The sequence below is a fragment of the Kitasatospora sp. NPDC087861 genome, from assembly GCF_044742585.1.
In the GTDB taxonomy this organism is placed as follows: Bacteria; Actinomycetota; Actinomycetes; order Streptomycetales; family Streptomycetaceae; genus Kitasatospora.
In genome coordinates this window covers 25,189-43,055 of record NZ_JBIUUS010000022.1, presented here as the reverse complement: position 1 = coordinate 43,055, position 17,867 = coordinate 25,189, and the positions used below count along the sequence as shown (strand labels likewise).

At 72.9% G+C, this 17,867-nt stretch carries 15 protein-coding genes; 5 read left to right on the top strand and 10 right to left on the bottom strand.

What is annotated here, in order from left to right; genetic code table 11:
• The first annotated feature begins 57 nt into the window (after positions 1–57).
• The gene (locus ACIOJE_RS28155; protein WP_400779819.1) at positions 58–540 is read left to right on the top strand and encodes a hypothetical protein; all 483 of its coding nucleotides are present in this window, start codon (positions 58–60) and stop codon (positions 538–540) included.
• Between the two features lie 300 nt (positions 541–840).
• Positions 841–2,142: a multidrug effflux MFS transporter gene (locus ACIOJE_RS28150; protein ID WP_400779817.1), complete on the top strand. Its 1,302-nt coding sequence runs from the start codon at positions 841–843 to the stop codon at positions 2,140–2,142.
• Positions 2,143–2,280: 138 nt separating this feature from the next.
• Here ACIOJE_RS28150 and ACIOJE_RS28145 read toward each other — a convergent pair whose 3' ends face one another.
• The 10 genes from ACIOJE_RS28145 to ACIOJE_RS28100 form a co-directional block, all read right to left on the bottom strand.
• On the bottom strand, positions 2,281–4,026 hold the full coding sequence (locus ACIOJE_RS28145; protein WP_400779815.1) for a glycosyl hydrolase family 18 protein: 1,746 nt from the start codon (positions 4,024–4,026) through the stop codon (positions 2,281–2,283).
• A 562-nt stretch (positions 4,027–4,588) separates the two neighbouring features.
• A complete protein-coding gene (locus ACIOJE_RS28140) occupies positions 4,589–5,209 on the bottom strand; it encodes a hypothetical protein (protein ID WP_400779813.1) in 621 nt (206 codons plus the stop codon).
• 112 nt (positions 5,210–5,321) lie between these two features.
• The gene (locus ACIOJE_RS28135) at positions 5,322–6,266 is read right to left on the bottom strand and encodes an ABC transporter substrate-binding protein (protein WP_400779811.1); all 945 of its coding nucleotides are present in this window, start codon (positions 6,264–6,266) and stop codon (positions 5,322–5,324) included.
• Between the two features lie 40 nt (positions 6,267–6,306).
• Positions 6,307–6,984: an ABC transporter permease gene (locus ACIOJE_RS28130; RefSeq protein ID WP_280681042.1), complete on the bottom strand. Its 678-nt coding sequence runs from the start codon at positions 6,982–6,984 to the stop codon at positions 6,307–6,309.
• A complete protein-coding gene (locus tag ACIOJE_RS28125; protein ID WP_400779809.1) occupies positions 6,981–7,649 on the bottom strand; it encodes an ABC transporter permease in 669 nt (222 codons plus the stop codon). The genes ACIOJE_RS28130 and ACIOJE_RS28125 overlap by 4 nt, the downstream gene beginning before the upstream one ends.
• Positions 7,639–8,781: an ABC transporter ATP-binding protein gene (locus tag ACIOJE_RS28120; RefSeq protein ID WP_400779807.1), complete on the bottom strand. Its 1,143-nt coding sequence runs from the start codon at positions 8,779–8,781 to the stop codon at positions 7,639–7,641. The genes ACIOJE_RS28125 and ACIOJE_RS28120 overlap by 11 nt, the downstream gene beginning before the upstream one ends.
• Positions 8,782–9,304: 523 nt before the next feature.
• Entirely contained in the window at positions 9,305–9,691 is a 387-nt protein-coding gene (locus ACIOJE_RS28115; protein ID WP_400779805.1) for a rhodanese-like domain-containing protein, read from the bottom strand.
• On the bottom strand, positions 9,685–10,236 hold the full coding sequence (locus tag ACIOJE_RS28110) for a cysteine dioxygenase (RefSeq protein ID WP_400779803.1): 552 nt from the start codon (positions 10,234–10,236) through the stop codon (positions 9,685–9,687). Before ACIOJE_RS28110 ends, ACIOJE_RS28115 begins: the two co-directional genes overlap by 7 nt.
• 190 nt (positions 10,237–10,426) lie before the next feature.
• The gene (locus tag ACIOJE_RS28105) at positions 10,427–10,504 is read right to left on the bottom strand and encodes a putative leader peptide (protein ID WP_400664439.1); all 78 of its coding nucleotides are present in this window, start codon (positions 10,502–10,504) and stop codon (positions 10,427–10,429) included.
• 112 nt (positions 10,505–10,616) lie between these two features.
• A complete protein-coding gene (locus tag ACIOJE_RS28100; RefSeq protein WP_400779801.1) occupies positions 10,617–14,012 on the bottom strand; it encodes a hypothetical protein in 3,396 nt (1,131 codons plus the stop codon).
• Between the two features lie 469 nt (positions 14,013–14,481).
• Here ACIOJE_RS28100 and ACIOJE_RS28095 point away from each other — a divergent pair, with 469 nt between their 5' ends.
• The 3 genes from ACIOJE_RS28095 to ACIOJE_RS28085 all read left to right on the top strand — a co-directional run bounded on the left by ACIOJE_RS28095 (position 14,482) and on the right by ACIOJE_RS28085 (position 17,857).
• Positions 14,482–15,324 (top strand): nitrilase-related carbon-nitrogen hydrolase, encoded by an 843-nt coding sequence (locus tag ACIOJE_RS28095; RefSeq protein WP_280681051.1) that lies wholly within the window; start codon positions 14,482–14,484, stop codon positions 15,322–15,324.
• 11 nt (positions 15,325–15,335) lie between these two features.
• A complete protein-coding gene (gene hydA / locus ACIOJE_RS28090; RefSeq protein ID WP_400779799.1) occupies positions 15,336–16,766 on the top strand; it encodes a dihydropyrimidinase in 1,431 nt (476 codons plus the stop codon).
• Between the two features lie 77 nt (positions 16,767–16,843).
• Positions 16,844–17,857: a TIGR03842 family LLM class F420-dependent oxidoreductase gene (locus ACIOJE_RS28085; protein ID WP_400779797.1), complete on the top strand. Its 1,014-nt coding sequence runs from the start codon at positions 16,844–16,846 to the stop codon at positions 17,855–17,857.
• Positions 17,858–17,867: the final 10 nt, after the last annotated feature.

Below are 17,867 nucleotides of genomic sequence, written 5' to 3'. Positions count from 1 at the left end.
CCGGACGGCGGACCTCGTCGGCCGGCCCAGAGGCGGAGACGGAGAGGACAGGCGGGCATGAAGGGCATCGTGAGCAAGGTGGCGCTGGGAGTTGCCGGCACCGGCATGGCCGTCGCCGTGGCCGCCGTGGCAATCGGCCCGCGGGTGTCCGAGTGGTACGACGGGCGCCACCAGGAACAGGCCACCTACGACACCGGCAGCCAGGCCAAGGCCGAGCGCCGTTCGATGCCGACCTGGCTGCCCGACAACGCCTCCTCGGTGAAGTACCTGATGTCCACCACCGGCGACGACCGCCTGCTGCGCGCCACCCTCCCGGACGGTCGGCTGCCCTCGGGCTGCACCACCGGCCTGCCCGGCAAGTCCGCGCACTCGGTGCCGATGTCGCTCAAGGCCGGCTGGTTCCCCGAGGGCGTCGCGGCCAAGGCCAGCGGCAGCTGCGGGCACTACAACGTGACGCTCACCGGCAACCAGCTCTACGCGTGGCAGGACGGCGCGGCGGTACAGGCGGCGCTGCGCGCGGAGCGGCCCACCAAGCACTGAGCCGGCTGCCGGGCGCTGATGGCGCCATGCGTTGATCCGGCTGCCAGACTCCGACCGGCCCGCTCGCACCTGATGGTGCGGGTGGGCCGTCGTGTTGCCCGGGTGCCGTGGGTTCGGTCGGTGGGCCGGCTGCGCGATCCGGCCGATGGTTTGGCCGACGGTGTGGCCGAGGGTGAACCGTCGGGACGGCCCCCCGCTATCGGAGGTGGCCGGGGCTGCGATAGGACGGACCGTGGACAAACTCGTCCCCGTCCCCGTCCCATCCCGTCCCATCCCGTCCCCCGTTCCGTGAGGAGCCCCATGCCCGGCCCGCTCGTCGGCCCCGCCGGCGACACGTCGACCGCCCCCTCCACCGCCCCTACCACCGGCCAGGCCGGCCCGGGCAAGGCCACCGTCGCCGTCCTCGGCGGCCTCGTCGCGCTCGGCCCGCTCACCACCGACCTCTACCTGCCCGGGCTGCCCGCGATCGCCGACGACCTGGCCGCCGAGCCGGCCGCCGTCCAGCTCACCCTCACCTTCTCGATGCTCGGGGTCGCGGCCGGGCAGCTGCTCTTCGGGCCTCTCAGCGACCGCTACGGGCGCCGCCCGCCACTGCTCGCGGGGCTCGTCGTCTACACCCTGGCCAGCGTGGTGTGCGTGATCGCGCCGAGCCTGACGGTGCTGATCGTCGCCCGCTTCATCCAGGGCGCGGCCGGATCCGCCGGGCTGGTCATCGGCCGGGCCGTCGCCCGGGACCGCTTCCAGGGCGTCGCCATGCTGCGGTTCCTGGCCTCGATCGCGCTGATATCCGGGCTGGCGCCGATCCTCGCCCCGATCCTCGGGGCGCAACTGATGCGGTTCACGTCGTGGCGCGGCACCTTCGGCGCGCTGACCGCGCTCGGGCTGATGCTCACCCTGGTCGCCTTCGGGGTGCTGCGCGAGACGCTGCCGGCGCAGGCCCGGGGCACCGGCGGGGTGGGCGCGGCGCTGCGCACGATGGGGCGGCTGCTGCGTGACCTGCCGTTCCTCGGGTTGGCGCTGACCAGCGCCTTCGCCTTCGGAGCGCTGTTCGGCTACATCAGCGGGTCGTCCACGGTGCTGCAGCACGTGTACCAGGTGTCGCCGCAGACCTACAGCCTGCTGTTCGCGGCGAACTCGCTGGCCATCGTCGTCATGACGCAGCTCAACGGGCGGGTCCTCGCGCGCCGCTTCACCCCGCGAGGGCTGATGCTGGCCGGGCTCGGGACGGCGGTGGTCGCCGGGGTGGCACTGGTGCTGATGACCTCGGTCTGGGACTTCGGGCTGCTCGGCTTCTGTCCGCCGCTGTTCGTGATGATGGGCAGCATGGGAGTGGTCCTGCCGAACACGGCCGCGCAGGCGCTCAGCCTGGTCGAGCCGAGGGCGGCCGGGACGGCGTCGGCGCTGCTCGGCACCGGCAACTTCCTGTGCGGGGCGGTGGTCGCGCCGCTGAGCAGCCTTGGTGGGCGGCCGTCCGCGGTGCTGCTGGCGGTGGTCGTCCTGGCGTGCGGGGTGCTGGCGATGGTGGCGTACGTGACGCTGTGTCGGCCCGCACGGATGAAGGCGGCGGAGGCCGAGGCGTCCGGGGTGGTGGCAGGGAGCTGACGGAGGGGGCCTGACGGCTGACGCCTGACGGCGAACAGCGAACAACAAACAGATGACAGCTGACAGATGTTGAAATCTGTCAGCTGTCATCTGTTATCTGTTACCCGATACCTGTGACCCGTCGGTCGTTACGCGCTCTCAGGCGATCGAGAAGTCGTCGCCGTAGACGTTGCCCTGGCCGTACCAGCCGTGCAGGTAGACGGTGACGGTGCCGGAGGCGCCGGTGGTGAAGGGGACGCTCAGCTTGGTCCAGCCGGAGGCGTTGGCCCAGGTGCTGGCGGTGGCGTCGCCGCTCACGCCGAGGTACGCGTAGTTGCCCTGCACCCAACCGCTCAGCGTGTAGCTGATGTTGGGCTTCAGCGTGACGGTCTGCGAGCAGTCGCCGGTCTGGCCGGCGGTCGCCGCCGCCTGCAGCGCGTGGGAGCCGGAGTGCACCGGGGTGGAGACCACGGCGCCGCCGCTCTGGCAGGTCCACGGTGCGAGGCTGCCGCTCTCCAGGCCGCCGTTGGCCAGGCCGGCCGGCGGCGGGGTCGTCCCGGTGACGGTCAGCGAGTACGTGGCGGTGTGCGTGCCGGACGGCGCGGTGGCGGTCACGGTGAGCGGGTAGGTGCCCGCCGCAGCGGCCGAGGTGGTGGCGATGTTGAGGGTGGCGCCGGTGCCGGCGGTGACGCTGCCGGGGGTGATGGTGGCGGTGACGCCCGTCGGGGCGCCGCTGACCGACAGGTTGACGCTCTGCGCCGAGCCCGCCGTCACCGCCGTGGCGATCGCCGCCGAGGTGGACGAACCTGCGGTGACCGTCGCGGAGTTGGGGTTGACGGCCACGGAGAAGTCGTTGGTCACCGTCGAGCCGCTGGTGAACGGTGCGAAGATGTGGGTGAAGTCCCAGGTGTTCTGGCTGATCCCTGAGCAGGAGTCGTCTCCGCCCTTGCCCGGGCACCCGCCGTTGTCGCGCTGCAGTGCCCAGAAGGACAGCGTGTTGATGCCCTTCGACACCGCCCAGTTGTACACGGTGGTGGCGTTGGCCACGGTGAAGGTCTCGGCCGCGCCGTAGTCGTCGATGCCGACCATCTCGATGATGCCGATCGAACCCCACAGCTGGGCGGGGGTCTTGGCCGGGTAGAGCTTGGCGAGCTGGTTGTAGAGGCCCTGCGCGGAGGTCTGGGTGTCGGCCGCCATGTCGTGGGTGGCGCCGTCGTAGTAGTCGAAGGTCATCATGTTGACGACGTCGATCCGGGCGTTGTTGCTGACCGCGTTCTTCAGTACGGCGAGGCCGCTGGAGGCCAGCCCGGTGGTGGTGGTCGGCAGTGTGTAGGAGAACTGGATGTTCCGCCCGTTGGTGGCGGCCCAGTCCTGCACGATCTTGATCGCCTTGTTGCGGCGGTCGATTCCGGCCGCGTTGGTCAGCGAGTTGTCCTCGATGTCGAGGTCGATCCGGCTGACGTCGTAGGTGGTGATGAGGTTCTCGAAGGCCGCCGCGATCTGGTTGACATCGGTGCAGCTGTCGGCCAGTTCGGTACCGGTGTTGTCGGCGGTGTAGCCGCCGAAGGAGGGGATCACGTCCCCGCCGTTGGCCCGGATGGTGGCGATGTCGGCACCGAAGGTCGAGGAGGAGACCGGCTTAGAGGTGTCGCCGTTCCAGTACGGGGTGCAGGAGCCCTTGGTGGCCGCCTGCAGGAAGGCCATCGTCAGGTACTTGGCGCCGGACTGGGCGGCCAGGGTGGCGGGGCTCTGTCCGGTCCAGGACTCGAAGTAGGGGGCGAAGACCCGGCTGGGGAGCGGGGTCGCGGCCTGGGCGGAGCCCGTCCCGGCGGCGACCAGGCCGGCTGAGGCGGCCAGCGTGGCGCAGGCCGTCAGGGCCGCCTGGATGGTTCTGCGTAGACGCATGGATTCTCCAACATACGTGGTGGGGCAGGACGTTGGGGATACGTGGACGACCGGGCGCGGCGGCCGTGTGGGGTCGGCCGCGCGGGCCCGGGCGGGCTTGCGGATGTCCGGACATGCGGGCGCGCGGAAGCCCGCCGACGTGCGCGGAGGCGGGCGGCGGTGCGAGTGCGCGCACGCCGTACGGAGCGGGGGCGGAGCGGGACAGGGCAGGGCGGTGCCTCAGCCGCCGGTGGTCACACCCCCACAGTGCATCCCGGTCGGATCGACATGCTTATGGTTGGACTAGACCACTGGTCTGTCAAGAGACCTGACAGTTCGTCAACACACCGTCCTCGCGCCCAAAGGGGTTGGCCGTTGGGCGGGTTGGTGTGGCGCAGTAGGGGGGCACGGGACGTGGAGTGCCGGTCGCGACCCCAGGGCGCGGGAAGGTGCCGTGGCCGCGAACCCGACGGCGGGTCGCGGCCACGGCGGCCCGGCGCTCAGGACGCCGGGCGGTTCGGTTCGCCGGGCGCTGGTCGCCGGGCGGTTCAGGATGTCGGGTGGTTCGGTTCGTCGCTCCGGGTTACGCCGGCGGCGGGCAGAGGGTGGTCCGCAGCGCGTCGTTGATCTTCGCGGCGGTGTCCGGTCCGAAGCCCTGCGGGTGGTCGGGCGAGGTGAAGCGCTGGTCGGCCAGTTCGACCAGCTTCGACTTGTCCTTGGGGAACTGGTACATCGCCTGGCACTGGTTGCGGGCCCGGTCCACGGCCTGGTCGGGCTTGCCGCCGACGATCGCCGGGTCGATCGCGTTCAGCGCGGCGACCAGCTTGCCGGTCAGGTCGGCGCCCGGCTTACCGGGCAGTCCGGCGTCGGTCGGCGGTGCGGGCTTGGCCGGGGCGGGTGCGCCGGACGAGCCGGTGTCCGGGGCGGGGGCCGAGGGGCTGCCGGGGGCGGGCGCCGCGGGGGATCCGGCTGTGGGGGCGGCCGTGCCGGACGCGTCGGCCACGGAGGCCGAGGAGGCCGAGGAGGCCGAGGGAGTCGCGGGCGCCGGCGGTGCGGAAGCGGCGCCGGGGGTGGCGGCCGGGGCGGTGGGGGAGCCGCTGGCGGCGGTGGTGGGCGAGGTGGAGCCCGAACCCGAGCCGGAGCAGGCAGCGAGGCTCACCGCGGCGAATGCCGTGAGGGTGGCGGCGAGGAGACGAGTGCGCATGGCGTCACACTGTCATGTCCGCGGCGCCGAAGGGAAGATCCCGCTCGCGACGGCGGGCGGCCCGGGAGGAGAACCTCCCGGGCCGCCCGTCTGCCGTGTCCGTGCGGCGCGGTCAGCCGAGTCCGTTGGCCTTCAGCCAGTCCTTGGCCACCGTCGACGGGTCCTCCTTGTCGACCGCGACGCGCTTCATCAGCGCTGTCAGCCCCGCCGTGTCGAGCTTGGCCGACACCGCGTTGAGGGCCGCCGTCGCGGTGGGGTTCACGCCCGCCTTGTTGATCAGCGGGGTGACGTTCTGCGCGCCGAAGATGTTCTTCGGGTCGGTCAGCGGGACGAGCTTCAGCTGGACGATCTTCGGGTCGGTGGTGAACACGTTGCCGACCTGGATGGCGCCGTCCTTGAGCGCGTTCGCGGTGGTGTCCCCGGTGGGCTTCCACTCCTTGAAGGTCAGCCCGTAGGCGTCCTTGAGCTGCTGCTCGCGGCGGGACTTGAACTCCGGCGGACCGCCTATGGCGAACTCGCCCGCCTTCGCGGCCAGGTCGGTGATGCTCTTGAGCCCGTACTTGTCGGCGGTCTCCTGGGTGACGCTGAGCGAGTCCTTGTCCTCGGCGGGGGAGGAGTCGAGGATCCCCAGCGCGGCGGGCAGCGTCTTGGTCAGCGCCGCGTTCACGTCCTCCGTGGTGACGGCGGTGGACTTGGCGTCCAGGTAGGCGAGCAGTGAGCCGTTGTACTCGGGCAGGACGGTCAGGCTGCCGTTCTGGAGCTGCCCGTAGAGCACCTCCCGGCTGCCGATGTTGAACTTCTCCTCGACCTTGACGCCCTTGGCCTTGAGCGCCTGCGAGTAGATCGAGCCGAGCAGCACGTTCTCCGGGAAGTTCGCCGAGCCGACGACCACGGTCGACCCGGAGCCCGCGCCCGAGGCGGCGGGGGAGCCTGCCGCGGAGCTGGAGCCGCCGAGCGGGTCGCCGCTGCCGGAGGAGCCGCAGGCGGTGGCGCCGAGGGCGAGCGCGGCGAGCGTGCCGAGGACGACGGCGCGCCGGCTTCTGTGGATTGTCGACATGGTGACAGATGTCCTTCCGGAGAGGATGGGGAGAGGAGGTTCAGCGGGCCCGGCGCTGGGCGCGCATCCCGGGCGGGAGCGCGTACCGGGCGAGCAGGGCGAAGAACAGCTGGGCGCCGACCGCGAGCAGCACCACCAGCAGCGCGCCGCCGACGGTCACCGCGTACTTCCGGGTGGCCAGCCCGTCGATGACGTAGCGGCCGAGGCCGCCCAGTCCGACGTAGGCGGCCACCGTGGCGGTCGCGATCACCTGGACGGTCGCGGTGCGAAGGCCCGCCAGCAGGGTCGGTGCCGCGGACGGCAGGCAGACCTGCCACAACACCTGCGGGTGGGTCAGCCCGATGCCGCGCGCCGCGTCCCGGACGTCCGGGTCGGTGCCGCGCACCCCCTCGACGGTGGCCACCAGCAGCGGCGGCGCCGCGAGCGCGACCAGCGGGATCAGCACGGCCGTGTCGCCGACCCCGGCGAGCAGCACCGCCAGCGTCACCAGCCCGAGCGTCGGCAGGGCGCGGGTGGCGCCGGCGAAGGCGGTGACGACCGTGACGCCGCGCCCGGTGTAGCCGATCAGCAGCCCGAGCGGTACGGCGAGCACCGCCGCGTACAGCAGGGCCTCGCCGGAGAACAGCAGGTGTTCGGACACCCGGTGCACGATCGAGTCCGGACCGCTGCGGTGGTCGGGGGCGGAGAAGAAGTCGCTCAGCCAGCTCAGCCAGTTCACGAGCCCGCTCCCTTCTCCCGGACGGCCCAGGGCGCGAGCAGCCGCCGGGCGCCCACCAGCAGCAGGTCGACGGCCAGCGCGAGGACGGCGATCAGCGCGATGCCCGCCACGATCGGGGTCGGGAAGGTGCGCTGGAAGCCGTCGACGAACAGGTAGCCGAGCCCGCCGCGCCCGACCAGCGCCCCGACGCTGGCCAGCGAGATGCTGGACACCGCCGCGACCCGCAGTCCGGCGATCAGGTACGGCACGGCGGCGGGCAGTTCGACGGAGGTCAGCCGGTGCCACGGCCCGTACCCCATCGCGGTGGCGGCCTGCCGGACGGGGTCCGGGACGGCGCGCAGCCCGTCCACGGTGGTCGGCAGCAGCACGGCGAGGGCGTAGAAGGTGAGCGGGATCATCACGGTCGCCTGGGTGGCGAGGCCGGTGTAGGGGATGAGCACCACGAACACGGCCAGCGAGGGCAGCGCGTAGACGATGTTGAAGACGGCGGACAGCGGCTGGTAGAGCCGGGGGAAGCGGGTGCAGGTCAGGCCCAGCGGGACGGCCAGCAGCAGGCCGAGGAGCACCGGCAGCAGGGCGATCACCGCGTGGTCGGCGAGCAGGTTGCCGAGGTAGCCGAGGTGGTCGCCGATCCAGTACCAGCGGACGATCGGTTCATCGTCCACCGGTCGCTCCGTCCGTAGGGTCACCGGCCGCCGCCGCAGCGGCGGGGCCGGGCCCGGGCTCGGCCCCGCTGGGCACGGTCTCGCCCGCAGCGCCGGTGCCCGGCGTGGACAGCGCGGCGAGGACGGCCTCGCGGCTCGCGGTGCCGGTGGCCCGGCCGGCGGCGTCCAGGGCGACGGCGACCCCGGCAGGGGACAGGACGGCGGAGTCCAGCGCGGTGCGCAGGGTGTCGGTGTCCGGCCGGTAGCCGGCGGCCGGGTGCAGCTCGGCGGTGACGGCGTCGCGGTCGATCCAGCCGATCGGGCGGCGTTCGTCGTCCAGCGCGAGCTCCCAGCCGCCGTAGCGCAGCCCGTCGCCCACCGGGCGGACGGCGACGGTGCTCGCGGGGCGCAGGCCGAGGCCGCGCAGGCCCCGGTCGCGGCCGAGGAAGGCGGCCACGCCGTCGTCGGCGGGGGTGGTGAGCAGGGTGTGCGGATCGGCGAGCTGGGCGATCCGACCCTGTTCGCGCAGGACCACCACCTGGTCGCCGAGCCGGACGGCCTCCTCGATGTCGTGGGTGACGAACAGCACCGTTTTGTGCAGCTCGGACTGGAGCCGCAGTAGCTCGTCCTGGAGCCCGGCGCGCACCACCGGGTCGACGGCGCTGAACGGCTCGTCCATCAGCAGCACCGGCGGGTCGGCCGCCAGGGCGCGGGCCACGCCCACCCGCTGTTGCTGGCCGCCGGACAGCTGGAACGGGTACCGCTTGCCGGTCTCGGGCGCGAGTCCGACCAGTTCGAGCAGTTCGGCGGCCCGGGTGCGGGCCTTCTTGCGGTCCCAACCGAGCAGGTAGGGGACGGTGGCGATGTTGTCGATCACCTTGCGGTGCGGGAAGAGGCCGGCCTGCTGGATCACGTAGCCGATGCCGCGACGCAGCTTGGCGGGTTCCAGCTCGGCGACGTCCGTGCCGTCCAGCAGCACCCGGCCCGAGGTCGGCTCGACCATCCGGTTGACCATGCGCAGCAGGGTGGTCTTGCCGCATCCGGACGGTCCGACCAGGACGGTTATCCGACCGGTCGGGACGTCCAGGTCCAGGCCCTCGACGGCGATGGTGCCGTCGGGGTGGCGCTTGCCAGCGCCCTCGAATCTGATCACGGGGAGTTTCCTCGTCAGGGCGCCCCGGGGAGGCGGCGCCTGTTTCGGTCGTTCGGTTGATGGCGGTCGTCGACGGCGGTTTGTCGACAAGCGGCGACGGCGTGGGCCGTGCCCGCCGCTGCCGCGACGGCGTCTGTCGGATCGACCGCCCGGGCGTTCTTCCGCCCGCGTGGCTGCCCAGCTTCGGACCGGCTGAAACTCTGATCAGACTATGACCTGCATCATCTCCTGTCTCTCATTTACCACCCGGCAGGCGGTTCGGAGCCCGTTGTCGGACGGCCCGAGCCGCTCGACCGTCCAGTGTTTCGGCAGGTCAGAGGGGCTGGGTGCGGCCGCTTTGACGGTGGGTCGGGGGCTTGCCCCCGCGGCAGCTCAGCCTGTCGGCCCTTCAGACCTGAAGCCCCTCAGCCTCTCATCGGCTGCGCCGCAGCGTTGCCATGCCGCCGCGACACCATGCCGCCGCGACACCATGCCGCCGCGACACCATGCCGCTGCGACACCGTGCCGCCGCGCGTCTCGGCCCTCAGCCGCCCTGTCGCGTCGGCAGCCCGGCGGCCGCCCAGCCGACGAAGCCGCCGTCCAGGTCGGTCGCCCGGTGCAGCCCCAGGTCGCGCAGCGAGGCCGCCGCCAGGCTGGAGGCGTACCCCTCCGAGCAGACCACGATCACCTTGACGTCGTAACCCGACGCCTCGGGGATCCGGTGACTGCCCGTCGGGTCCAGCCGCCATTCCAGCACGTTGCGCTCGATGATCAGCGAGCCGGGGATCTCCCCCTCCGCCGCCCGCTGCGCCGCCGGGCGGATGTCCACCAGCAGCGCGCCGTCCAGCTGGGACTGGTACGCCTCCCGGGCGCGCGGGCGGTGCACGCCTTCGCGGGCCCGTTCCACCAGGTCGTCGATCGTGGTCACCATTGCTCCGGTCCTTCCTTCGAGGTGTGGACGAGCCCGCCGGCCCGCAGGTCGTAGTGCGCCATCGAACCCAGCGGGGGCGAGTAGGCATGCAGGGTCACGGCCGGGCCGGACGCGGTGTTGCGCACGTCGTGCACGTACTCGGGGCCGAAGGCGCGGGCGGTGCCGGCCGGGACCCGACGGATCAGCAGACCCTGGTCCGGCCCGCCGAGGGACAACTCCTCCAACTCGCCGAGGGCGACGGTGAACGCGCCGCGCGAACCACCGTGGTCGTGGAAGCCGGTGGACTGGCCGGGCAGCCAGCTGATCAGCCACACCTCGTGGTCGTCGTCGGCCACCAGGCGCTGGTACCAGCGCTCCTCGGTGGAGAGGCGGACGAGGTGTATCCACTGGTCGGGCCGTTCGGCCAGGTCGCGGACGACGGCGCGCAGGGTGCTCGGGGTGAGCGGCGCGCGGGCCTCCTCGGTGGCAGTGGCAGTGGCAGTGGCTGTGGTGGTCGGGGCGGCCGCCGCGACAGCTGGGTCGTCGGGGGCGAGGTTCAGGCTCATGGGGGGCGTCCTCGGGTGCGGCGGGAACGTCGGCGGGGTGCGCGCTGGTCCGGCGGCGGGCGCGGGCACGGGCCGACGGAGCGGCACGGCCACGCACGGGTGCGTCGGGCGGAGCGGGAATCAGAACTGCGGGTGCGCGGCGCGGGCCCTGGCAGATGTCACAGGGCGGGACCAGCGGGGAAAGGCAGGGTCAACAGGCACAGATGGAACTCGCCTGGCGTCGCAGATCGACGTGCAGGCGGCAGACCAGAGTGGCGCCGGTGTCCATGCGCCGGATCCTCCCCGAGCGAACCGGACGAAGTCAAGCCGGGGCCGGGCCGGGGGTGCCCCGCCCCACCGCCGTTCGGCCCGTCGTTCGCGCTGTCGCCGACCGTCGCCGACTACCCCTCGGCCGGGCGGCGCGGTGCCGGGGGAGTCGCGGCCGATGGCGTCGTCGGCGCGGTTCCCGGAGGCTGCACGGTTCCCGGAGGCTGCGCGGACGCCGGCCCGATGCCGCCGCCGGGCCGGTACCCCGGTGCGCTCCTGGCAGCGTCCTCGCCGGAGGCCGCCAGCGCCGCCTCGATCACCGGCGCCGCCTGGTCGCCCAGGTAGCGGCCCAGCGTCTGGTACGCGTCGAACTGCTGGTGGTCGAACCACTGGTCGCTGGTGCCGTCGTTCGGGAAGGCCGGATTGGCCACCGCGTAGGAGTGCAGCTCGTACGGCATGCCGGTGGTGAGGACCGCCTGGAGGACGATCAGCGTGCCGTGCCGACCGTCCGCGGCCCGCTCGCCGGGCCTGGCCGGCGCTCCACCCGCGGGTGACCGGGCGTCGAGTGGCTCCGGGCAGTCGAACGGTTCCGGATAGTGGATGTCCCCGGTGATCACGGCCCGGGCCGACAGCCGCGCGGACAGCTGCGCCGCCAGCCCGCGCAACTGCGGTCGGCGGCCGCCGTCGCCGGTGGGCGGCCTGTCAGTGGACCGCTCTCCGGTGGACGGCTGGCTGGTGGGAGGCTCGCTGGTGCACGGCCCGTCGGCGGCGCTGCCGGGGATCAGCGACTCCGGCTCGTGCAGGGTGATGACGATGCCGAGTTCCTCGCGGGCCAGGGTGATCGCGGCGGCGAGGTTGGCGGCGTAGCCGGAGTCGCCGCTGGCGTCGATGCAGACCGCCGTCCGCACCCGGTGCCGCAGCAGCTCGACCAGCCCGAGGTTCTCGTAGTGGCCGCCGTCGGTGGTGAGCAGGAAGCGATCGTCGGCCGGGAACCGCCCGGTCAGCTCACGCAGTTGGTAGGGCAGGCGGCGGACGGCGGGCTGCGCCGGGCGGCGCCAGTCCGGGATGCCGGACCACTCCGGGCCGAGCACCGCCGGGTTCGGCAGCCAGGTGCCGAGTCGCGCGTTGGTGGCCGCGAACAGCCCCTGGTAGACCCTTGACTGACGGCCCATCGCGGAGGAGAAGGCCGCGCCGGAGACCGCCATCGCCGACTGCACGGTGAGATCCCGGGCGATGTGCCGCCGGGTGCGCCGCTCCAGCAGGTCGGTCCGCGCGTACCCGACGTCCGGACCGCCCACGTAGTCGTACGAGAGCGAGAAGGAGACCGCCCGACGGCCGGGCGGTGTACGGGAGTTACCGGACAGGTTGGCCGCCGCGGAGAAGATCACCTGGGGGAATCCGGGGTGCCGGGCGGCGTAGTGGCTGAGCCAGGTCTGCTCCCGGAAGAAGTCGTACGGGCGGGCCAGCGCCCGGCCGCCCTCGCTCACCCGACGGACCGCGAACGCCGAGGCCAGCCGTAGCCGGTAGAACGGGTGCAGGCCCATCCAGGTCTGGTCGAGGTTGAGCCCGACCGCGCCCAGGACCAGCGGCAGCAGCACCTGGAGGGCCGTCGGCCAGGCGTACCCGGTGGCGACCGCCCAGCCCAGGGCCAGCAGCGCCCCCGTCGACAGCGCGGCCAGGGCCGCCCACACCACGATGTACTGGGGGAGGTTGGCGGTGAGGCCGCCGCCGAGCCGCCCGGCGCCGCGCAGCGCCCCGCCGAGCGCGGCCGCGCCCCGGCGGATCGTCCTGCGGTCGCGCCAGAGTATGCCGAGCAGCAGCGCCAGGTAGCTGAGCACCACCGTCAGGCTGAGCCCGGCGCCGGTCAGTTGCGGGCCGGCGGCCAGCGCCTGCTGGAGCCGTACCGCCCCCCAAGCCAGCCCCGGCAGCGCCAGCACCCCGACGGCCAGCAGGCCGGCCAGCGCCAGCGCGCTGAGGAAGAGCCGGCGCAGTGCGCGCGGCAGCAGCGCGTGCCAGCCGAGCGGGGGGAAGGCCAGCAGCCAGAGCAGCCAGCACCCGGCCGCCGTGGCCAGCAGCCCGGCCAGTGCGGCGAGCGCCGGCGCCCGGAACGCCAGCGGGCCCGGTACGGCGCCCGCGGTGCGCAGGCCGGCCGCCGCCAGGCCGTCCAGGTCGGTGATCGGGACGAGGTGGTAGAACCGGCTGAGCCCGAGGCCGAGCACCAGGACGGCGGCGAGCAGCAGGGAGAAGGCCGAGAGCACCCCGCGCAGCAGCGTCCCGAGCGCGACCAGCCACTCGCCGGCGCCGTCGGCGATGAACCTGCCGTGGCGGCGCAGGTGATCCTCTTCCGGGGAGCCGGGCTCGAACACGGTGTCGGCCGTGAGACCCGAGACGGCGCGCACCGGGCCGCCGGGCGCGGAGTCGCTGAGCGCGAGTTGCAGCGCGCCGACGGTGTAGCCGCCGCCGGAGACCGAGACCAGATAGCGGGCCCGTTTCAGCCACGGCCGCAGCGACTGGAGGGCGCCGAGCGTGACGCAGGCCGAGCGGATGCCGCCGCCCGAGGCGCAGAAGCCGAGTTCGGCGGGCTCGCGACCGGGCGGCACCCGGGCGCCGTCGCGCCAGTGGGCGTGCCGGATCGGTGCAGCGGGAGCGTCGGGTACCTCGGGTGCGTTGAGTGTGGCGGGAGCGTCGGTAGCGGTGGGCGAGACGGGCTTCGACGGCCGTGGGACACCGTGCAGGCCGGCGGCCCTGCCCGCCACCGGCCAGGGCGGGATCAGCGCGGGTCGGTCGGTGGTCCCGTCGCCCGCGTCGTCGTTCGTGCCCGCGTCGGTGGCGGTGCCGGCGCCGGTAGCAGTGCGAGGCCCTGCGACCGGGTCGTCGCCCGCGCCCGTGGGCGCCCAGGTGGCCGTCGCCCGCCACGGCCGGAGCCCGCGCGCCGCCCGGGTGGCGATCACCGCGAGGACGGTTGCCGCGATCACGCCGGCCGGCAGGAGCAGCAGCCACTTGACGGTGGCGAGCGCGGTAGCGGCGGCGAAGGGGGTGTCGGAGCCCGTCCCGCCGCCGACCAGACCGATGGAGAGCAGCACGTCCTCACCGACGTCGCAGCAGGCCGCGAGCAGCCCGGCGGCGCCGGCCGCGAGCGCGGTGAGCCGCCAGCGCCGCCGCCCGAACACGTACCCGCCGAGCAGGGCGGCGGCCGCCAGCGTCAGGCCGTAGCCGCCGATCAGCCAGGCGGCGGCGCGCAGTGCGGCCAGCTGCTCCCCGGCCCGGCCGCCGACCACGACCTCGGCTGCCGTACGGGAGCCGGCCAGCTGGAGCGCGACCTCCCGTACGGGGGGCGCCCAATGGCGGAACAGCAACCCGCCCACGGCGAGCGGCAGCAGTGCCCCGAGCGCGAGCAGCAGCCCTGCCCAGGCGGGCAGCGTGGGCGCCCGCCCCGCTCGACCCTCGCGCCGGGCCCACCCGAGCAGCCGGCCGAGGGCGTGCTCGGGCGCCGCCTCCGCCGCCGCCGTGCGGTCCGTCACCACCGTCATCTCCACCTCCCCGTGTGCGATCCCCGTCCGCTCTTCGTTCCTCGCTCTCCGCTCGCCGTTCCTGTCTCCGACTCCTGCGCTCAGCCCATGCCCGATCCCCCGAAGTCGCGTTGTGCCGCCGCCTGGTGACGGTCCACAGCGATGTCCAGGCGCGTTTTACCCTGCTGTGGCCGATTCCGCACCCAGCGCGCCCGCTTTCACTCGAATGAGTAAGGGGCCCGATCCCGGGGTAAATGATCGTTTCATCCCATCCAGGACCATCCGCGTGTCCGCGTAACAAGATCGCCCCAGACGCGTTACCGCCAACGTATTGTCAGGCCACCGAGGCCCGGCCTACGGTCTACAGATCGCTTTCTACGCACGTAGACCCCTGCGGATCCCCCGGAGACCCGCAGACGAGACCCGCCCCGTGAACCCTCAGACCGCAGGCCCGACCCCCCGGCCGGGCAGCGGAGTTGCGGAGGTATCCATGTCGCAGATCGTCCGTGCCGCACTCGTCCAGACCCGCTGGACCGGCGACCAGGAGAGCATGATCGCCCTTCATGAGCGGTACGCCCGCGAGGCCGCCGCCCAGGGCGCGAAGATCATCGGCTTCCAGGAGGTCTTCAACGCCCCGTACTTCTGTCAGGTCCAGGAGCCCGAGCACTACCGCTGGGCCGAAGCCGTCCCCGACGGCCCCACCGTCCGCCGCATGCAGGACCTCGCACGCGAACTCGGCCTGGTCGTCGTCGTCCCGGTCTACGAGGAGGAGCAGACCGGCGTCTACTACAACACCGCCGCCGTCATCGACGCCGACGGCCGCTACCTCGGCAAGTACCGCAAGCACCACATCCCCCAGGTCAAGGGCTTCTGGGAGAAGTACTACTTCAAGCCCGGCAACCTCGGCTGGCCCGTCTTCGACACCGCCGTCGGCAAGGTCGGCGTCTACATCTGCTACGACCGCCACTTCCCCGAGGGCTGGCGCGCCCTGGGCCTGGCCGGCGCGCAGATCGTCTACAACCCCTCCGCCACCAGCCGTGGCCTGTCCGCCTACCTCTGGCAGTTGGAACAGCCCGCCGCCGCCGTCGCCAACGAGTACTTCGTCGCCGCCATCAACCGCGTCGGCACCGAGGAGTACGGCGACAACGACTTCTACGGCACCTCCTACTTCGTCGACCCGCGCGGCCAGTTCGTCGGCGACGTCGCCTCCGACAAGGAGGAGGAGCTCGTCGTCCGCGACCTCGACCTCGACCTGATCGAACAGGTCCGCCAGCAGTGGGCGTTCTACCGCGACCGCCGGCCCGACGCCTACGGACCGCTCTCCGAGGCCTGAGGAGCGCCGCGATGACCACCCGCGACCCGCACGAGCGCACCATCGTCCGCGGCGGCCTCGTCATCACCGCCGCCGACGAACTCCACGCCGACGTCCTGATCGAGGGCGAACGCGTCGCCGCGCTCGCCAGCACCGGCAGTTCCGCCGCCGAGGCCTGGAGCGCCGACACCGTCATCGACGCGACCGGCCACTACGTCATCCCGGGCGGCGTCGACGCCCACACCCACATGGAACTGCCCTTCGGCGGCACCGCGGCCTCCGACACCTTCGAGACCGGCACCCGCGCCGCCGCCTGGGGCGGGACCACCACCATCGTCGACTTCGCCGTCCAGCCCGTCGGCGGCTCGCTGCGTGAGGGCCTCGACACCTGGCACGCCAAGGCCGACGGCAACTGCGCCATCGACTACGCCTTCCACACCATCGTCTCCGACGTCAACGAGGGCGTCCTCAAGGAAATGGACACCCTCGTCGACTCCGGCGAGTCCACCTCCTTCAAGCTCTTCATGGCCTACCCGGGCGTCTTCTACAGCGACGACGGCCGCATCCTGCGCGCCATGCAGCGCGGCGCCGTCAACGGCGGGCTGATCATGATGCACGCCGAGAACGGCATCGCCATCGACGTGCTGGTCGAACAGGCCCTCGCCGCCGGGCGCACGGCCCCGCGCCACCACGGCGAGGTCCGCCGCGAACTCCTGGAGGCCGAGGCCACCCACCGGGCCATCAAGCTCGCCCAGGTCGCCGGCAGCCCGCTCTACGTCGTGCACGTCTCCGCGGCCGCCGCCCTCGCCGAACTCGTCCAGGCCCGTGACGCCGGGCTCAACGTCTTCGGCGAGACCTGCCCGCAGTACCTGTTCCTCTCCACCGACAACCTCGCCGAGACCGGCGCCGACGGCTTCGAGGGCGCCAAGTACGTGTGCAGCACGCCGCTTCGGCCGCGCGAGCACCAGGAGGCGCTCTGGCGCGGACTGCGCGCCAACGACCTCCAGGTGGTCTCCACCGACCACTGCCCGTTCTGCTTCGTCGGCCAGAAGGAACTCGGCCGTGGCGACTTCTCGAAGATCCCCAACGGTCTGCCCGGCGTGGAGAACCGGATGGACCTGCTCCACCAGGCCGTCGTCGACGGGCACATCACCCGCCGGCGCTGGATCGAGATCGCCTGCACCACGCCCGCCCGGATGTTCGGGCTGCACCCGCGCAAGGGCACCATCGCGCCGGGGGCCGACGCCGACCTCGTCGTCTACGACCCCACCGCGGTGCAGACCGTCTCCGCCGCCACCCACCACATGAACGTGGACTACTCGGCGTACGAGGGCCGCCAACTCACCGGCCGTGCCCGCACCGTGCTCTCGCGCGGCACCGTCGTACTGGACAACGGCGGCTGGCTCGGCCGGGCCGGCCACGGTGCCTTCCTGCGCCGCGACACCTGCCAGTACCTGACCTGACCCACCCTCCCGCGCCGCCGCCCGTGCCCGTGCCCGTGATTCCCCGGGCGGCGGAACCACCCTCCCCGGAGCCACCCATGGACATCGGCCTCGTCCTGCAGACCGACCCGCCCGCCCGCCTGCTCATCGACCGGATGATCCGGGCCGAACAGGCGGGCTTCAGCCACGGCTGGACCTTCGACTCCTGCGTCCTGTGGCAGGAGCCCTTCGTCATCTACAGCCGGATCCTCGCCGAGACACGGGGATTGACCGTCGGCCCGATGGTCACCAACCCCTCCACCCGCACCTGGGAGGTCACCGCCTCCCTGTTCGCCACGCTCAACGACATGTACGGCAACCGCACCGTCTGCGGCATCGGCCGCGGCGACTCCGCGATGCGGGTCGCCGGACGCCACCCCGCCACCCTCGCCCGCCTCTCCGAAGCCATGCACGCCATCAAGGAGTTGGCCGAGGGACGGACCGTCGAGGTGGACGGCACCGAGATGCACCTGCCGTGGGTCGGCCCCGGCGCCGCACTCCCGATCTGGATGGGCGCGTACGGGCCGAAGGCGCTCGCGCTGACCGGACGTCAGGCTGACGGATTCATCCTGCAGTTGTCCGACCCGTACCTCACCGAGTACATGGTCAAGGCGGTCCGGTCCGCCGCGGCTGAGGCCGGCCGGGATCCGGACGCCGTCACCATCTGTGTCGCCGCCCCCGCCTACGTCACCGACGGCGACTCGCCCGCCGCACTCGCCCACGCCCGCGAACAGTGCCGCTGGTTCGGCGGGATGGTCGGCAACCACGTGGCCGACCTGGTGAGCCACTACGGTGCGCACTCCGACCTCGTCCCGGAGGCCCTCACCGACTACATCAAAGGCCGTCAGGGGTACGACTACAGCCATCACGGCCGGGCCGGGAACCCCGACACCGCCTTCGTCCCGGACGAGATCGTCGACCGCTTCTGCCTCATCGGGCCGCCGCGGGCCCAGCTCGACCGGCTGGAACACCTCCGCTCCCTCGGCGTCGACCAGTTCGCCGTCTACGCCATGCACGACGCCGTCGAGGCGACCATCGACGCCTACGGAACCGACGTCATCCCCCACCTGTAACGCAAGTGCA